The following is a 15,129-nucleotide window of genomic DNA, read 5'->3' as shown; positions in this document are numbered from 1 at the left end:
CACCTGTGCGCAGAATTTGGCGGCCAGTGAGGGGGTCACTGGGCCACCTCTTTCACCCTGCGCGGGACGATGGGCAGCACAATGGCCGGATTGGGCATGGCACTGGGGCTGATGGTTGCGATGATTTCGAACCCCGCCTTGAAGGTGTGGCCGCAATCCACATTGCTGCATTGATAAGTGGCGATGCCGCAAAGCGGGCTCATCCGGATGGATGTGCGAGTGCTGGCGCGGGCACCACAGTGGGGGCAAATCAGTCTCATGGCTTCTCCTATGCGCCCAGTGCTGCACGCGCCATATCAGCGGCACACGCAAGACCAGGGACGGCGTGAAAGCGGTCTTCGACCTCGGTAGCCAGCAGCACAAGGTGCTCAATGCCAGCCCAGATGCCGGTGACGACGGTGTTTCGGTTGGATTTGGTGACGCGGTCACCGGCAAGCAGCGTGGTCGCCTGAGCGGTGACGCCCAGGATCTGGGCCCCCGCATTGAGTGCCTGCTGGGCACGTGCTTCTGGTGCTGCGGCCGCAGCCGCCGGCAAGCGCACGGCCGTCAATTGGCAATCAAACAGCAACCCGTCGAACAAGGTGTCGTCACCGGTGACGCGGTAAAGGTCGATAAGGTCAGTCGCAGTCAACTTGTGCCGCGCCTGAGCCGGGTTGAACTTGTTGCGCAGCACATCGGCACTCATGCCGATCTGCGCAGCCAGGTCGGCAAGGTTGTGCACCTGCTTGAAGCGGTCGCAGGCACTGGCGAAATGGCGGTGTATGTTTTGTTGACAGTTAGACACTTTCAGCTCCTGTTCGCAGTCGCTACTGTGTGATCAAGCCACAGAGCGGGACGTGGGCTTCTTGGTCAGCGCACGGCTTGCCAACCGCCGTCCGGAGTTCTCATTGACCAGCTTGAAATACTGCTCCGGCTCGCTGGCCATATCGCGCCAGCGCACCAGATTGACCCAGGGCTGATCGCCGGCGCGTAGCTTGGGAATGATGGGAATGCGGCCATCGGCAATCATGTCCTGGGCGGTGCGCTTGGGGAGCTTGAACTTGTAGACGTCGAGCAGCATGTCCAAAAAGGCATCGAGCGGAATGGCCGGCAGGGCTTGCAAGGCCAGCCCTTGCTTGATGGCTGCCAGTTCACGCAGTACCTCGGTGATGGGCTCGACAGGATGGTTTTCTATCGTCATAGCTATCTCCTTACTGCGCCGGATGTGATGATTGTGCTGATGGTTCGGCTTTCAGCTTGCCGCCGGTCAGCGACTCAATTTTGTAAGCGCTACTTTCCGGGATGATCTCGTCCCATTGGGACACTGCAGACCTGGTAATCCCAAGAGCGTTAGCTGCTTTGCTCACACCCCCGAAATACTCAAGGACATCATTCTTTTTCACAGAACCTCCCGCAGTCAGACTGCTTAACAATGTTAAAAGTGCTTGCCATTGATGATGGTAAGATCGCTTAACATTGCGCGCAAGCACTTTTAACTTCATTTTGTTTAGAGTGCTAAACATGAAAAGTGAACGCATCAAAGAACTCAGGAAAAAACATGGGCTTACCCAGCAAAAACTAGGTGAGCTGGTTGGCGCTAGTCGGGCGTCGGTCTCTCAATGGGAAAGTGGCGAGCATTCGCCGAGTGGTGATTATCTAATTGCCCTTGCGAAAGTGTTTGGTGTCTCTGCTCACTGGCTTTCGACAGGAAAGGGGTCCCCGAATCCTTCAGTTGTCTTGACGGATGAGGCTCACCAGGCTGCTAGAGTTGGCAATTCCCACGATGTTTCGGAACGCGATGTTTCGGAATATGTGAATAAGCTTTTTGACGAATGGGCAAAGAGCAAGAGCCTTATTGCCTTCTCAGGCGAGCCTTTGAGCAAGACGGCTTCTGGGGGGAATGAAGATGATGTGAGATTTAGCAATGTCGAACCGACGGAGATCCCAGTCGGACGGCGAGTGCCGATCCTGAGTTATGTACAGGCTGGCCACTGGCGCGAGATGTGCGAACAGGCCAGCGGGTTTGATGGCAATGTCGAGTATGTGTCTGCGAGTATCGATATTGGCCCTCGCGGGTTTGGTCTCTGGCTACGCGGCAATTCTATGACACCGCTCTTCAATGAAGGGGATTTGGTGATCGTTGACCCTGATGAGTCACCTCGCCCTGGCGATTATGTCGTTGCCAAGAACGGTAGTGAAGGTGCTACTTTCAAGAAGTTCCGACCCCGCGGAATCGATGAAAACGGGCAAGAGGTGTTTGAGCTTGTCCCACTAAATGACGATTACCCTTCCATGCACTCCGACCGGCAACACATCGAGATCATCGGCGTGATGGTAGAACACCGGATTTTTAGGAAACGATAGGAATTTGATGCACTATCTATCACATAATGATGTACATTTGGCGCCAGTGCGCTCTGTTTATGTACATAGCGAAAGACTGTTGGTGAGTGATGTACGGCTTGGCTTGGCTGGGGTGATTGAGTCCAGAAAATGGACAGAGGTGCACAGCGAGTCCCATTGGCTCATCTAGATAGAGTTAAGTCGTACTTTGATACAATAGAAAAGGTTGTTACTGTATCAATCTACCAAGTCAAATGGTTTCGAGTGAGGCTGCGTTGTATCTAATGGAAAGCAATGCACCTTAACATTGGAGCTATCTTCTTTGTTTTTTAAAGGTAATGTTCAATGGCAACAACCAGTAGTTCTTCACCTCATATCTATGAGGGTCCTCTGGTAAAATCGAAGGATGTACGTCGATACTTCGGCGCAAAGAAAATCACGGTTAAATGCCCATTTTGTGGTAATGAAGGGCTCAGAATGCCTACCACACGCCTGACACCAACAGAAATCGATGATGAACAGGCTGAACTTCATGATGGTCCATTAGTAAAAGTTCCTGATCCTGCACCCCATGCCCTAGGGAATGAGGTTGGTACAGACAATCCTGTTAATTGGCAAACAGTCGAACCTAGCGAGCCTTACGTTCATATCATTGAGACAAGAACTGGGATGGGTTTTATGCTTTACACTATCCCCATGGTGTGTCCTAAGTGTTCAGGTGTACATCAGTTTATGGTTGATGAGATCATTGACTGGGTAACAAAGTCAGATATGGATGATTCCTCTTCTCCTGATGGAGGTGAGCTATGAGAACTAGTGCTCCCCCTCTCAAAAGGGTTTCCTTTGAGGATGCTAGTGAGACTCATTTCAAAAGTGGAGGGGGCGATAACGGAGGTGGTGGCATGGAGTCTCGTGTAGCGAAACTTGAGTCTGATGTTGAGTTTATCAAGCGTGATATTACTGAATTAAAAGGCTCTGTGAGATCTATCGAAACCACAGTTCAAGATATTCGAGTTCTGTTGGAAGGGATGAAAACCAACCAGCTAACAGCCTTGGAAAAGTTATCGAAGCTTGATGAGAAATTTGCGACCAAAGTCGACTTGGAAGCTCGATTTAACAAAATGTATCTTTGGCTATTTGGTGCCGTGTTTACCGGATGTGGCCTCTTGTTCACACTCTTACGGTTTTTCCCAGCAGGCAAGTAATCTAAACGTTTTGCCTACATCTGATGACCGTCCGCAAACTTGATGATGGCAAGCCGCTTCCCTGGCTTGCTGATATTCGCCCAGTTGGTCGCAATGGGCCGCGTAGGCGCAAGCGATTTGCCACCAAAGGCGAGGCGGCAGCGTGGGAGCTGTGGCAGCTTGAGCAGTTCGCCGAGAAGCCTTGGCAGGGGAATGATGAGCAAACCGTTGAACCTGCAGCAGATACCCGGCGTTTGTCTGATTTGGTCGAACGTTGGTATGGCCTGCATGGCCAGAGTTTGCGTGATGGTGAGCAGCGGCGCTCCAAGCTGTTGCTGATCTGCGAAAGCCTGGGTAATCCGCTGGCCAGCGAATTCACCGGTAATGATTTTGCCAAGTATCGGGAGGCGCGTCTCTCTGGTGCTGTTAGCGATCGGCGGGCGGCAACGCAAGAAGGGAAGGGGGTGAGCGCATCGACGGTGAACCGCGATCACGCTTACCTGCGAGCAGTGTTCAATGAACTAAAGCGGTTGGGTGAGTGGACGGCAGAGAATCCGTTGGCCGGGATGCGGCTTTACCGGGTTTCCGAATCAGAGCTGGCGTTCTTATACCCTGATGAGATTAAGGCGTTACTTGATGCCTGTGACGCAGCCAGTAATCCAGATCTTGGCATTGTTGTGCGACTCTGTTTGGCCACAGGGGCGCGTTGGGGAGAAATCCAGGACCTGACCCAGTCGCAGGTGTCACAGAACCGGTTGACCTTCACTCACACCAAAGGCGGAAAGCGCCGAACCGTGCCCATCAACCAAGAGCTGATCGACATCATCCCCAAGCGCCGGGGCAAGTTGTTCAGTGAGTGCTACCACCACTTTGAATCCGCCATCCACAAGGCGGGGATCCAGCTACCAGCAGGGCAGAGTACCCATGTGCTGCGTCACACCTTTGCCAGCCATTTTATGATGAACGGTGGTAACATTCTGGTGCTGCAAAAGATACTCGGGCATTCGACCATCACCATGACAATGCGCTATGCCCACTTTGCCCCAGACCACCTTGAAGATGCGTTGCGGCTCAATCCGCTGACGGTAAACAACCTGCGCTAGTGTCCACATTTGATCCACACAGCTCGCAGAACACCGCATTTTTCCGCATAATGACGTGTCTATAAGTGACTGTATTTATTTAACTATTTGATTTTAAAGGCTGGGCGCAGGCATTTAAAATCCCTCGACGTTCGCGTCGTGCCGGTTCGATTCCGGCCTCGGGCACCAGTTATTGAATAAAGCAATCAAAGACTTACGAAAGGCCGCTAGCAATAGCGGCCTTTTTGTTTTTTGCAAAATGTCGCCAAAGTGGCGACAGCGATTGTGTCGAGTCTATGGCGCCATAACAACAAAGCCTGCTGGAGGCAGGCTTTTATAGGGCTCTGTATATACCCGAGGAATTTACCGTGTGGGGCAGGGGATGGCCGATTACTTCCACCACTCCTTGCTTGGTAAGTTATTCCATTCTCCAACCGGGTATTCATGGCCATTGAAGCGCAGCGTGGTGCTCAATGTTCTCTGACTGGAGGTTTGAGAGGTACCATCCTGCTCTATGGTCTCTGTTTTCGCTTTGGTTACTACTCTCAGATCGTGCAGCCCGTTAGACATCCCTGGCAGGACTTGGATGTAGGAAATTCCTCGTTCTAAGTCAATTTTTCCTGGTGAGCAAGGCACGCCTTTTCGGATGTAGGTGTGCAGCATAGGGGCGCCGTTAATTACGCGTAGAAGAGTTCCATTATGTAGTCTGAATAGATGTAAGAATCTGGAGCTAAAACCGTCAGCACAGGAGGGGCCATAGCCGATATCCAATCTTACGCCAAAGGCCCGTTCTCCTTTGGCCAGTAGGTAAGGAGCTGTGTCGAGCCATATACTGGCGCTTCCAATTCTTATACTGGCATCTTCTTCAATAGTCTCCTCAAACCGCTGTTGTACTTTCCCTTGGGAAATGAGTTCTACTCGCCAGATACTCGTAGGTAGAGACATTTCATCATGGTGATCTGCACTATCTGGGAAAATGTAGGAAGTCAATGTCACTTCTGGCTGGTTTGGTAACGTCTTACATGCGCCGGCAGTCAGTTCGGTGCCTGAAGGCAAACTTGCCTTGATAGCTGCTAGTTGTTCTGAAGAGCAAACTTGTTCTCCGTCAGCCCATGTGCCAAAACTAATCCCTTGTAGCAACAGCGTGGATATTGATGCACTCACTTTCCACGCGAGTGATTTTGTTCTCACTATCATTTTTTCCCCGCTAAAGAAGCATATTGGTGGTTGAGGTTTTTATGCAGGCTGGCACTGTAACAATATTTTGGGGGGTGTTCGAGTCGGTACCATTTGGACGAACAGAGCCCACGATCGTAGGAGGGGGAGAGTGTTGAAACTCATTAGGATCTTTTTTTGTTTCAGTTATCAAATCTACCCTCATTACGCTAATCGTCTGAGACAAAAAATTATGAGCTTTTCCGTTACTGCAACTCGTGTTGGTAACGATGGTTGCTGGTAAACTTATCGACTTGACCAATGAAAACGCCGAGCTTTCAGAAATGATGAAACAAGCGGTTAAGGCAAAGTTTGAATGACCGGGCAGATCTCATGGCAGATGCGAGCCAGTGGATTGGTTGTCGCATTACTCGGAATAGGTGGCCTTTGGATGGCCATGGTGTTTGGTTCTGAATTCATGGACCTGCAAGCACTTACACCGGCAGATCCGTTGCGAATGAATGACTGGCGGGGATGGTTCGCTATCTTCGTTAGCCTACTAGCGGCCCCTTTCATGCTATATGCCGGTGGAAAGCTGATACTTTCTCGGGCTATGCCTGAGCCAGACCTTTCCTCAAAAGCGGTTAAGAGGCGGGTGATCTTCGTTGTCTCCTTGATTGTTATAGCTGCTGGTTTGGGACTGCTGACACAAAAAGTCAGCATGTCGAATATTGAACGTTTGGGATGGGAGCAGTGCTACGTCAAACAGACGAGCTGGCGATTTGGCAAGGAGATCTATTCTCAAAATTGTGAAGCACATGGACTTATGAAACTGGACCATGCGTTAGACAGACTCTCTTTGGAAGCACTGAAAGAGAAGTTAAACAAAGAGATGTTTGAGCAAAAATGAAAGGGGGCCTTAAAGGCCCTTTGTTTTATTCGATGATGGGGGATAGCTGGCCGGCCAACTGCTCCACCACGTTCATCAGCTGTAGCAGCAGTTGGAAGATGTTCGCGCTCTCGGTCCCCATCCACGAACGGGGTGCCTCCAGGTGTTGCAGCTCGCCGGCAACCGCCCGGCGCAGTCGGCCTCCCTCGACCAGAGCCCTCGTCTTGGTTTGGCTCATGTTACCCCGACTTGCCAGGGGGAGAGCGCCACCGGTTAGGGGGGCGGTGGATGACCCGGTGCATCGATTAGCTTGAACCTGCTTGGTGTCTGTGGTGTAACTGACGCTATACCGTCTTGGGAGGTGTGGCGAGTGGTCCAGTCATTGGCAGACATTGACCTGTGTGAAGCGCTGTCCGATCTCTTTGTCGATAATGAGGTCGATTTCGAGCGGATCGCTCAGGTGGCACGGGGCTTTCCCGTTGCCCACGTCGAGATGGTCTTGTTCGAATGGGTGGCGCCGGTTTGTTACATCAACACCCTGGCACCTGTGCCACCGATCTGGACCGGCTTTGAACGTGATTCACTTTGGGCGGAGATCCAGTGCTTGCTGACAAGAGAGGCCAAGGCCGGGTTTGCCAAGAAACTGTCCATCATGCTCAGGCAGTTTTATCTGAGGCAACGGTTTGCCGAAGAGTGGCGCAGGCTGTCGGTGCTGCTGGTCGAAAAGGAATAAAAGTAATGACGGAGAGTGGCGATAAAAATTTCAATTTATGGTCATTGGACGCTACTGGCCGTTTTTAACTGGTTGATATTTATATAAATGTTTTTTCATCAATGTTCACATGTGATTTGGCTTGGCTGGGGAAGTGTTGACATGGTATTGGTGTTCACATCATGTCATTGATGGCCTGTCACGCAGGCTGGCGGGTTTGACAATCAAAGAGGGGAGCCTGGGCTCCCCTCTTTATTGTTGGGCTGGCAATACTCCTGTCAGCCCTTATGCGGCGCGTGGCCGTCCCTTAGAACTTGTAGAGCCAGGAGACGGCGGTGAAGTAGCCGTTGTAGTCCTGGTTCAGGTTGCCGAGGTTGCGCTCTTCGCCGGTGTAGAGGTAATCCACGTCCTGGAAGTATTCGTAGCGCACATCCCAGCGCAGCGAATGCTGCTTGGTCAGCTGATAGAGGGCGTAGCCTTCCAGCCGGTGCTGCTTGCTGGTGAGATCCGGGTAGTCATAGCCCTTGCTGGCGTCGGTCTTGCCGCGGCCATAGGCGAAGCTGTAATCGAGCCCGAGCTCGAGATCCCGGTCAAACGCCTTCTTCTGGGTGAGCCCGAGCCCGAGGGTGGTGATCTCGTCGCGCACCGCCGTGCTGTAGGGATCCCAGTCCGGTGCGCCTGTATAGGCATGGTTCTGGCTGGAGCTGATCCACTGCAGGTTGCTGAACAGGTGACCGCTCAGGTTGTCGTCGAACTGCTGGTTGAGGGTCAGGTCGATGCCATAATCCTTGCCCTCGCTGCGCCCTATGTCCGGCTCCTTGTAATCATCCCTGGCCCACCATCCTTCGAGGCGGGCATCCATCCCCTCGCTGAACTGATAGCCGAGATCCCCCCTGAACTCGACCCTGTCCCTGTCCGCCAGATAGAACTGGCGCAGGGTCGGGCTGCCGGTGCCAGCGGCGCTGTCGTGGCGCCAGTCCGAGCCGTCGCGGGTGCTCCAGGCGAGCTTGCCGCCCAGTTGCAGCGCCCCGGCCGGGCGGTAGCGCCCCTTGAGGAACAGGGTGTGCTCGTCGGTGTCCTGCCGGTCGGCCTGCTCGCGCTGATCCGCCTTGTACTGATAGCCGGTGGTGAGCTTGACCGAGCGGCTGAGCCGGTAGTCGGCCGCCAGATCCGCCTTGCTGCGAGTGCGATCGCTCTTGCCGCGCTGCTTGCCGACCACCGCGTATTCATCGGACTTGTCCTTGCGGTCCCGATACTCGCCGCCGGCGCGCAGGGTGAGATCCCGGCCAAAGCGGCCCACCCACTTGGCATCGGCCTGCAGGGTGCTTACCTCGCCGTGGAAGTCATCCTGGCTGATGGGGGCGTTGCGAAACGCGGTCAGGCTGCCGTTGGAGGTGGCCTGGCTGGTGAGCACGCGGCCGGTCAGGCTCTGCCGGTCCCAGTTGTACTGGCCAGAAAGGCTCAGCTGGTGGAAGTTGTTGTCCGGCTCGTAGGCGCGCTCGTTGGCGTAAGGGTCGGCGACGCTGCCATAGTAGAGCGCCGTGTCATCGGTACGGTAGAGGGAGCCGTGGTAGGCGAGGTCGACCAGCCAGCCTTCTCCCAGGTAGCTGACGCCGCTCTTGACCAGAGTGGTCGAGCTGCCGTCGACGGGCTTGGGCAAAAGGCCTGGCCCGCTGCCGATGCCGGGCACGCTCGACTGGTAGTAGGCTAGGGTGGCCTCTTTTTTCTCATGAGAAAAATCGGCGTAGGGGCGCCACGGGCTCTTCGGGGTATAGGCGAGCCCGGCGGTCAGCTTCTTGCGCACCACCTCCTTGTCGAACTCGGCCAGCGACCCCTGGGTCAGCGGGCTCTCGCCCGGCTGATAGACGCTGCGGCCGTGGCTGTTCCAGTAGAAGGGGGACTCCGAGTAGCCCACTCGGGCACGCATGCCGTCGTAGTGGCCCTGTTCGGTCGCCAGGCGAAAGCGCTCCATACCGAGGTTCTTCACCTCCAGGCTGCCGTAGCGGGAGCCTTCTCCCCGGTATTGCAGGTCGGCGTTGAAGATGCCGAGCATGCCGCTGTCCTGCTGGCTGGGAACCCAGTTGCGAAAGCGGGTGGCGCCATCGTCGTTGGCATAGCCGGCACCCAGCCCCACTTCGCCAAACCAGCCCTCATCGCGCTCGCAGGATTTGCAGCTCCAGCGTTCGGTCTTGGCCGGTTTGCTCTGCTGCAGGGCGTAATCCCCGACTGCCAGCGGCTCCTCGGCCGCCTGGGCCGAGCAGACCGCCAGCAGGGAGAGCCAAAGTGTTGAGTATTTCATGACTTCTCTCCTCAGCGCCGCAGTGATTGACCGTTGGGATGGTTGGTCCCGTGGATCTGGTTATGACAGTTCAGGCAACTGCCGCCACGCACCTTGAGATCCCCCTCGGGGATGGAGACGTTGGCATGGGGCACGCTGTGGCACTCCTGGCACAGCTGGGGCACCCGCTTGTTGAGCAGCGCCTGGTTGATGGAGCCGTGCGGGCTGTGGCAGAGGGAGCAATCCTCGGTCACCGGTTCGTGTTCCCACAGGAAGGGGCCCCGTCTCTCGGCGTGACATTCGTAGCAGCTCTCATTGAGGCTGGGCTGCTTGAGGCTGGCCTCGTTCTGCGACTGGTGCGGGTTGTGGCAGCTGGAGCAGGGCAGCTCACCATTGAGAATGGGGTGGCTGGTGCGCTTGTGCAGATCGGCTTTTTGCTGGGCGTGGCAGCTGGTACAGGTCTCCACCTGTTTCTTGCTGTCCATCACCGGATCCTTGGCCTGGTGCAGGCTGTGGCAGCTGGTGCAGGAGAGATCCTCCACCGCGTGAGCGCTGGCATGCCAGCCCATCCGCTGGGTATCGGTGTGGCAGGAGAGGCAGACGCTGTTCTGTTTCTCCACCGGTACCGGCGAGTCGGGGCCGAAGGTGATCATGGGTTCCCGCTGCTGTCCCTTGCGGGGATTGCGCGGGTGGTTGCCGGCGGGGCCGTGGCAGGCTTCACACTGTTTGTCGGCCATCGGCCCGTTCTGGTTGCCGAGGTTGCCGTGCACATTGTGGAAGATGCCGGTGGCGGGTTTGCGCGAGTCGGCATCGTGGCACTTGAGGCAGGTATCGGCCCCCTTGGGGGAGTATTTGCCCTGGTCGAATTTCTGGTCGAGGGTGGCCTCGACCTGCAGGCGCGGATCGGCATCGGCCGCCGGCTGGGCATCGCTCTTGGCCCAGACCGGCAGGCAACCGAGTGCCAGCAAACCCGCCAGGAGCCACTGCGGGGTGATTCTTTTCATATCGTGTCCTTCAACGGCAAAGGGCCGGGGAGAGGCATCCCCCCGGCCTGGTGGTCTCAACGGAAGTCATACACCTTGTGAACCTTGTCGACGCCCTGCTCCTGCCCGACGGCATGGCAGGACGCGCACTGTTCAACCCCGGTGGCGGCCTCTATCGTCTCTGCACCAAAGATGGCGCCGTTGTTCTTCATGTGGGTGGCCCACTCATCCCCCGCGACCGGGCTGTCCGGCTTGACCAGTCCCAGCGGCGACTTGAGGTGGCAGCTGGCGCAGACCACCAGGGTCGGACTGAAGAACTTGGGCTGCTTGTTGTCCGCCGTGGTCGCCACCAGCGAGGGTCGTTCGTTCTGCTGGTTGGGCAGGTTGTACTGACCCTTGGTGTGGCAGGACTCGCAGTTGTTCAGCTTGCCCGGGAAGGTGGCATCACCGCTGCGATGGGAGCCGAAGGCGTGGAAGGAGTGCACGTGGTACTTCAGATCCCCCGGCACAGCCGCATAGAAGGAGGTGCGGGTGGCGTTGTGACAGCTGGTGCACTGGGCGAAGTCCTTGGAGGCGTGGGCCGAGCCCGCGTTGCCCTCGGTGTGGACGGCCAGATCCTTGTGACAGCCGTTGCAGGAGGCCAGATCCGCCCCTGCCTTGAGCACATAGTTGCCGTCCACCCCGCCTTCGGCCCGGAAGTAGGCCTTGACCGGATTGATAGGCACGTAGGAGAGGGCGCTGGCTGTGCTGCTGCAGGGGAGCAGATCCCCGGCGGCGAAGGCACCGTTGCGATCCGCCTTGCGGGCCACGCACACCTGCAGTTCGGCAACCGTGGCCGCCAGGGTGCCGCTCACCTCGTTACCCACCTCTTTGCGGCACAGGAAGCTGCCGCCGCCCTGGCTGTCGCATCTGGTGAAGTCAATCTTGTTGCCGGCGACGAAGGTTTGCGGGTTGGTGTAGCCCAGCTCGAAGCCGCTGCCCTGATCCCAGTTGACCAGCACGTAGGGAGCCTTGGCCAGATCGCCGTACTTGATGTACTTGAGCACCCCGTCCATGGTCTCGACCGGTGTGCCGTTGGCGGTCACGGTCAGCTCGACCTCGATGTTGGGCGCCGCGTAGCGCACGTCGTCAAACTTGAACACCAGCTTGTCGCGACCGGTGGCCTCGTTGGCGAGGTAGCCCATGTGCACGCTGCTGGGGGACTTGGTGTTGCCGGGCGTCTCGGCGTGGCACTGGGTACAGAGGGTGCCGCTGCTGATCTTGCCGTTGATGTGGCTGACGTAGCCGGTCGCCGTAGTGGAGTCCGCGTGGCAGGCGCCGCAGGGTTTCTCCTGGGCGTGCTGCCAGTTGTTGGCATCCGGGGTGGTGGGGGTGACGCCCTTGTGGCAGGTGTCGCAGTTGCGCGGATCCTGCGGGAAGTGGCTCACCAGCTTGGTGGCGGTGGCATCCAGGTTGCCGTGCAGCTTGTGCACCAGGGTGGTCAGATCGCCCCGTCCGCTGCCGGGCACGCTCTCGTTGTGGCAGGTGACGCAGAGCTTGGGATCGGCCCGGTTGCTGTGGTGAATCGGCTGCTTCATGTGGCAGCTGTTGCAGCTCTGCTGCTCCAGGATGTCGCGGGTCAGCAGCGGCGGCGTGCCGGCCGGCACCCAGTCCAGCACGTAGTCGGTGACCGGAATGTCGTTGCTGCCGCCAAAGTAGATGCCGAGGCGGTGCGTCGCTGCCTCATCCCAGCGGATCAAACCGTTGTTGTCCTGCGAATCGCTCGGATAAGGGTCGCGCACCGTGGTGGCATTGAAGGAGAAGGTGTAGCGGTACTGGCCATTGCCGAGGGCTTCGAGCTTGCCGCCGTTCTCGCCGGTGGGGCGGTTGTTCTTGGTGCTGTAGATGAAGCTCTTCCAGATCACGGGGTCTTCCCGCGTGGCGTCACGGCCGGGGATCACCTTGGCCAGGGTGAAGGAGGGGAGGGTGGTACCCAGGTCATAGCCCTTGCCTTGCTTGTCGGTGACCTTGAACTGCACCGAGAGCTGACCGCTTTCGCCAAGTTGCGGGGTGGAGGCCGAGATCACCAGCGAATCCGGGGTGCCCGGCGGAGGGGGCGGTGGGTCCGTCTTGTCGTTGCCATCACCGCCGCCCCCGCAGGAGGAGAGGGTGAACACCATTGCTGCAGCCACCAATACTTTCCAGTATTTCATTCTTTTATCCTTTTTTATCGGACTTATTGTTCCATATATGAGCCAGCTCAAAAAATTCCCAAAAAGATACTACTTAAGGGTCAAAAGAGGACTGAATACGGTATAAATCATTTCCATCTTAATTGTAAGGTTTATATATTAGAGAGCGTTGATCTAAGTCTCAAAAACGGATCGAAAATCAACCTGGATTATAAAAATGTCTTTTTTAACTGGGGTTTATAGACCTTTTCTGGAAGAGGGATGAGAAATGAAACGCAGTATGAAGCTGGAAATAGTGGGACTGTCGCTGCTTTTGGGCTCTATTGGCACAGCACATGCCAGTCTGGACTCATTGGTGGATACATGTAACTCATGTCATGGAAATCAGGGGATCAGCACCCAGAACGATATTCCAACTATCGCAGGATTGGCAGAATCAAATCTTGCCGAGCAGTTGCGCACCTACCTCGACGGCCGGCCAGCCAAGACCGTTAATCATGTCACCGGTGATACCAGCAAGAAGGGGAACATGACCGACATTGTTAAGGGCCTTAGCGACGAGCAGATCGACGAGTTGGCGGCACATTATGCCGAGCTGCCCTACCAGCCGATGAAGCAGCCGTTCGATGCGGCGCTGGCCAAGGCGGGGCAAAAACTGCACGACGACTCCGGCTGCAAGAAGTGCCACTCCGAAGGGGGCTCGGTGGCCGAAGACGAGGCCTCCATCCTCGCCGGCCAGCCCAAGGGTTACCTGCTGACCTCCCTGCAGGAGTTCAAGGCCGGCAAGCGCAGCAACGACGAGAAGATGAACAAGGCCATCATCGCCATGAGCGATGCCGACCTCAAGGCACTGGCCGAGTACTACGCAAGCCAGCAGTAACGTCGCAGCCCCTCCCGCTGACGCAGCCACCCCGCTTCTGGCGGGGTGTGGTCTCGTGTTCACGACCGTCAAAGGAGCTCTCATCGGCTCCTTTTTGTTTCGCGGCGGGCAGACGGCACCCTTCGGGTGCCACCGTTTCGGAGTTTCCTATGAAAAAGATCATCAAGTGGCTGCTGCTTGCCTCCCTGAGCCTGGGGATGAGCCAGCTTGCCCTGGCCACGACGACAGCAAGCGAGGCTGCCCCCGCAGCCCAGGCCGAGCAGGCAGAGCAACCCACCCTGGCCGAAAAGCAGGCCAAGGCGGAAAAGAAGAAGGCAGCTGCCAAAAAGGCCGCGGCCCGTTTTGCCAAGTGCGAGAAGTGCCATGACGGGGCAGAGGGGATGCACGGCAAGCATGGCCAGGTCACCAACCCCAACACGGGGGAGGCGGTTACCTGTACCAACTGCCACGGCAATGCGTCGGCCGATCACCGTAAACAGCGCGGCGGCATCGTCGATGTGATGCGCTTTGGCGACGACGCCTTCCCGCTGAGCCAGCAGAACGGCGTCTGCATGAGCTGTCATGAGCCGGACGATTTGCGCAAGGCCCTCTGGGCCCACGACGTGCACGCCACCCGGATCAGCTGCACCAGCTGTCACCAGCTGCACCCGGCCAAGGAGCCCATGGTGGGGCTCCCCGAGAAGTCGCGCATCAAGCTGTGCGTCGACTGCCACCGCAAGCAGCATGAGGCCAGCCTCGGCACCGCCGTCAAGGAGGGCTCATGAACACGACCCGCCGCGACTTCATGGTGGGCATGAGCGCCGGCGCCCTGATCCTGCTGACGGGGGCCCCGCGCGCCCTGGCCAACAGCATGACCATCAAGGGCGTGCGCTACGGCATGATCCACGACGAGACGGCCTGCATTGGCTGCACCGCCTGCATGGATGCCTGCCGCGAGGTGAATCAGGTGCCACAAGGAGTGGCCCGCCTGCAGATCCTGCGCAGCGGCCCGGTGGGGGAGTATCCGGCGCAGGAGTACCGCTTCTTTCGCAAATCCTGCCAGCACTGCGACAACGCCCCCTGCGTGCACGTCTGCCCGACCGGCGCCTCCCACATCCGGACGGAGGATGGCATCGTCGACATCAACCCCGACCTCTGCGTCGGCTGTCGCTATTGCCTGGCCGCCTGTCCCTATCAGGTGCGCTTCATCAACCCGGTCACCCGGGTTGCCGACAAGTGCGACTTCTGCCGCAAGACCAATCTGGCGGCGGGCAAGCAACCCGCCTGTGTGGAGGCCTGCCCGACCAAGGCGCTGGTGTTCGGCAATCTGGACGATCCCGACAGCCCCATCGCCAAACGGCTGGTGCAGGAGACCACCTATCGCTACAAGCAGTTCCTCGGTACCTCGCCCAAGATGTACCGGGTGCCGAAAGGGGAGGTGAAGTCATGATCCCGTCTCATCTGTATGACGCAGACCGGCTGACGGGAGGGAAG

At 57.2% G+C, this 15,129-nt stretch carries 18 protein-coding genes; 9 read left to right on the top strand and 9 right to left on the bottom strand.

Annotated elements, in window-relative coordinates; all coding sequences use genetic code 11:
- Window positions 1-35: 35 nt before the first annotated feature.
- From I6L38_RS11075 to I6L38_RS11060, 4 genes are read right to left on the bottom strand one after another with little or no spacing between them, the layout of a single operon-like run.
- A complete protein-coding gene (locus tag I6L38_RS11075) occupies window positions 36-260 on the bottom strand; it encodes an ogr/Delta-like zinc finger family protein (RefSeq protein ID WP_005351998.1) in 225 nt (74 codons plus the stop codon).
- 8 nt (window positions 261-268) lie between these two features.
- A complete protein-coding gene (locus I6L38_RS11070) occupies window positions 269-784 on the bottom strand; it encodes a phage regulatory CII family protein (protein WP_216988478.1) in 516 nt (171 codons plus the stop codon).
- A gap of 33 nt (window positions 785-817) precedes the next feature.
- Window positions 818-1,180: a hypothetical protein gene (locus I6L38_RS11065; RefSeq protein WP_216988477.1), complete on the bottom strand. Its 363-nt coding sequence runs from the start codon at window positions 1,178-1,180 to the stop codon at window positions 818-820.
- A 10-nt stretch (window positions 1,181-1,190) separates the two neighbouring features.
- Window positions 1,191-1,382, bottom strand: a complete 192-nt coding sequence (locus I6L38_RS11060; RefSeq protein ID WP_254204159.1) for a Cro/CI family transcriptional regulator — start codon at window positions 1,380-1,382, stop codon at window positions 1,191-1,193.
- A gap of 118 nt (window positions 1,383-1,500) precedes the next feature.
- Between I6L38_RS11060 and I6L38_RS22660 the strand changes: the two genes are divergently transcribed.
- The 4 genes from I6L38_RS22660 (at window position 1,501) to I6L38_RS11035 (ending at window position 4,609) form a co-directional block, all read left to right on the top strand.
- Window positions 1,501-2,343, top strand: a complete 843-nt coding sequence (locus I6L38_RS22660) for an XRE family transcriptional regulator (RefSeq protein WP_254204206.1) — start codon at window positions 1,501-1,503, stop codon at window positions 2,341-2,343.
- A gap of 324 nt (window positions 2,344-2,667) precedes the next feature.
- On the top strand, window positions 2,668-3,132 hold the full coding sequence (locus tag I6L38_RS11045) for a hypothetical protein (RefSeq protein ID WP_216989559.1): 465 nt from the start codon (window positions 2,668-2,670) through the stop codon (window positions 3,130-3,132).
- A complete protein-coding gene (locus tag I6L38_RS11040) occupies window positions 3,129-3,527 on the top strand; it encodes a hypothetical protein (protein WP_216989558.1) in 399 nt (132 codons plus the stop codon). Before I6L38_RS11045 ends, I6L38_RS11040 begins: the two co-directional genes overlap by 4 nt.
- 23 nt (window positions 3,528-3,550) lie before the next feature.
- Window positions 3,551-4,609: a tyrosine-type recombinase/integrase gene (locus I6L38_RS11035; protein WP_216989557.1), complete on the top strand. Its 1,059-nt coding sequence runs from the start codon at window positions 3,551-3,553 to the stop codon at window positions 4,607-4,609.
- 369 nt (window positions 4,610-4,978) lie between these two features.
- Here I6L38_RS11035 and I6L38_RS11030 read toward each other — a convergent pair whose 3' ends face one another.
- Window positions 4,979-5,779 (bottom strand): hypothetical protein, encoded by an 801-nt coding sequence (locus tag I6L38_RS11030; protein ID WP_147323350.1) that lies wholly within the window; start codon window positions 5,777-5,779, stop codon window positions 4,979-4,981.
- A 340-nt stretch (window positions 5,780-6,119) separates the two neighbouring features.
- On the opposite strand from I6L38_RS11030, the gene I6L38_RS11025 reads away from it, so the two are divergent.
- A complete protein-coding gene (locus I6L38_RS11025) occupies window positions 6,120-6,653 on the top strand; it encodes a hypothetical protein (protein ID WP_017765579.1) in 534 nt (177 codons plus the stop codon).
- Between the two features lie 25 nt (window positions 6,654-6,678).
- Here the strand turns inward: I6L38_RS11025 and I6L38_RS11020 are convergent, their stop codons facing one another.
- Window positions 6,679-6,870 carry a hypothetical protein gene (locus I6L38_RS11020; protein WP_095592433.1) on the bottom strand — a complete coding sequence of 64 codons (192 nt, stop codon included), beginning with the start codon at window positions 6,868-6,870 and terminating at the stop codon, window positions 6,679-6,681.
- A gap of 132 nt (window positions 6,871-7,002) precedes the next feature.
- Between I6L38_RS11020 and I6L38_RS11015 the strand changes: the two genes are divergently transcribed.
- Window positions 7,003-7,365, top strand: coding sequence for a hypothetical protein (locus I6L38_RS11015; RefSeq protein WP_017765577.1), 363 nt, complete (start codon window positions 7,003-7,005; stop codon window positions 7,363-7,365).
- Window positions 7,366-7,651: 286 nt separating this feature from the next.
- Here the strand turns inward: I6L38_RS11015 and I6L38_RS11010 are convergent, their stop codons facing one another.
- The 3 genes from I6L38_RS11010 to I6L38_RS11000 are packed head-to-tail and all read right to left on the bottom strand — an operon-like array spanning window position 7,652 to window position 12,797.
- On the bottom strand, window positions 7,652-9,643 hold the full coding sequence (locus I6L38_RS11010; RefSeq protein WP_201882378.1) for an MtrB/PioB family decaheme-associated outer membrane protein: 1,992 nt from the start codon (window positions 9,641-9,643) through the stop codon (window positions 7,652-7,654).
- 11 nt (window positions 9,644-9,654) lie between these two features.
- Window positions 9,655-10,626, bottom strand: a complete 972-nt coding sequence (locus I6L38_RS11005; RefSeq protein WP_201882376.1) for a DmsE family decaheme c-type cytochrome — start codon at window positions 10,624-10,626, stop codon at window positions 9,655-9,657.
- Between the two features lie 56 nt (window positions 10,627-10,682).
- Window positions 10,683-12,797 (bottom strand): OmcA/MtrC family decaheme c-type cytochrome, encoded by a 2,115-nt coding sequence (locus I6L38_RS11000; RefSeq protein WP_201882374.1) that lies wholly within the window; start codon window positions 12,795-12,797, stop codon window positions 10,683-10,685.
- Window positions 12,798-13,044: 247 nt separating this feature from the next.
- Between I6L38_RS11000 and I6L38_RS22730 the strand changes: the two genes are divergently transcribed.
- The 3 genes from I6L38_RS22730 to I6L38_RS10985 all read left to right on the top strand — a co-directional run bounded on the left by I6L38_RS22730 (window position 13,045) and on the right by I6L38_RS10985 (window position 15,085).
- Window positions 13,045-13,656, top strand: coding sequence for a c-type cytochrome (locus I6L38_RS22730; RefSeq protein WP_017778667.1), 612 nt, complete (start codon window positions 13,045-13,047; stop codon window positions 13,654-13,656).
- Between the two features lie 149 nt (window positions 13,657-13,805).
- On the top strand, window positions 13,806-14,420 hold the full coding sequence (gene nrfB / locus I6L38_RS10990) for a cytochrome c nitrite reductase pentaheme subunit (RefSeq protein ID WP_216989556.1): 615 nt from the start codon (window positions 13,806-13,808) through the stop codon (window positions 14,418-14,420).
- A complete protein-coding gene (locus I6L38_RS10985) occupies window positions 14,417-15,085 on the top strand; it encodes a 4Fe-4S dicluster domain-containing protein (RefSeq protein WP_216989555.1) in 669 nt (222 codons plus the stop codon). The genes nrfB and I6L38_RS10985 overlap by 4 nt, the downstream gene beginning before the upstream one ends.
- The last annotated feature ends 44 nt before the right edge of the window (window positions 15,086-15,129 follow it).

Source organism: Aeromonas sp. FDAARGOS 1408, from assembly GCF_019048665.1.
Lineage (GTDB): Bacteria > Pseudomonadota > Gammaproteobacteria > Enterobacterales > Aeromonadaceae > Aeromonas > Aeromonas dhakensis.
The sequence above is the reverse complement of the archived record's forward strand: the minus strand, read 5'-3'. Positions and strand labels throughout refer to the sequence as shown.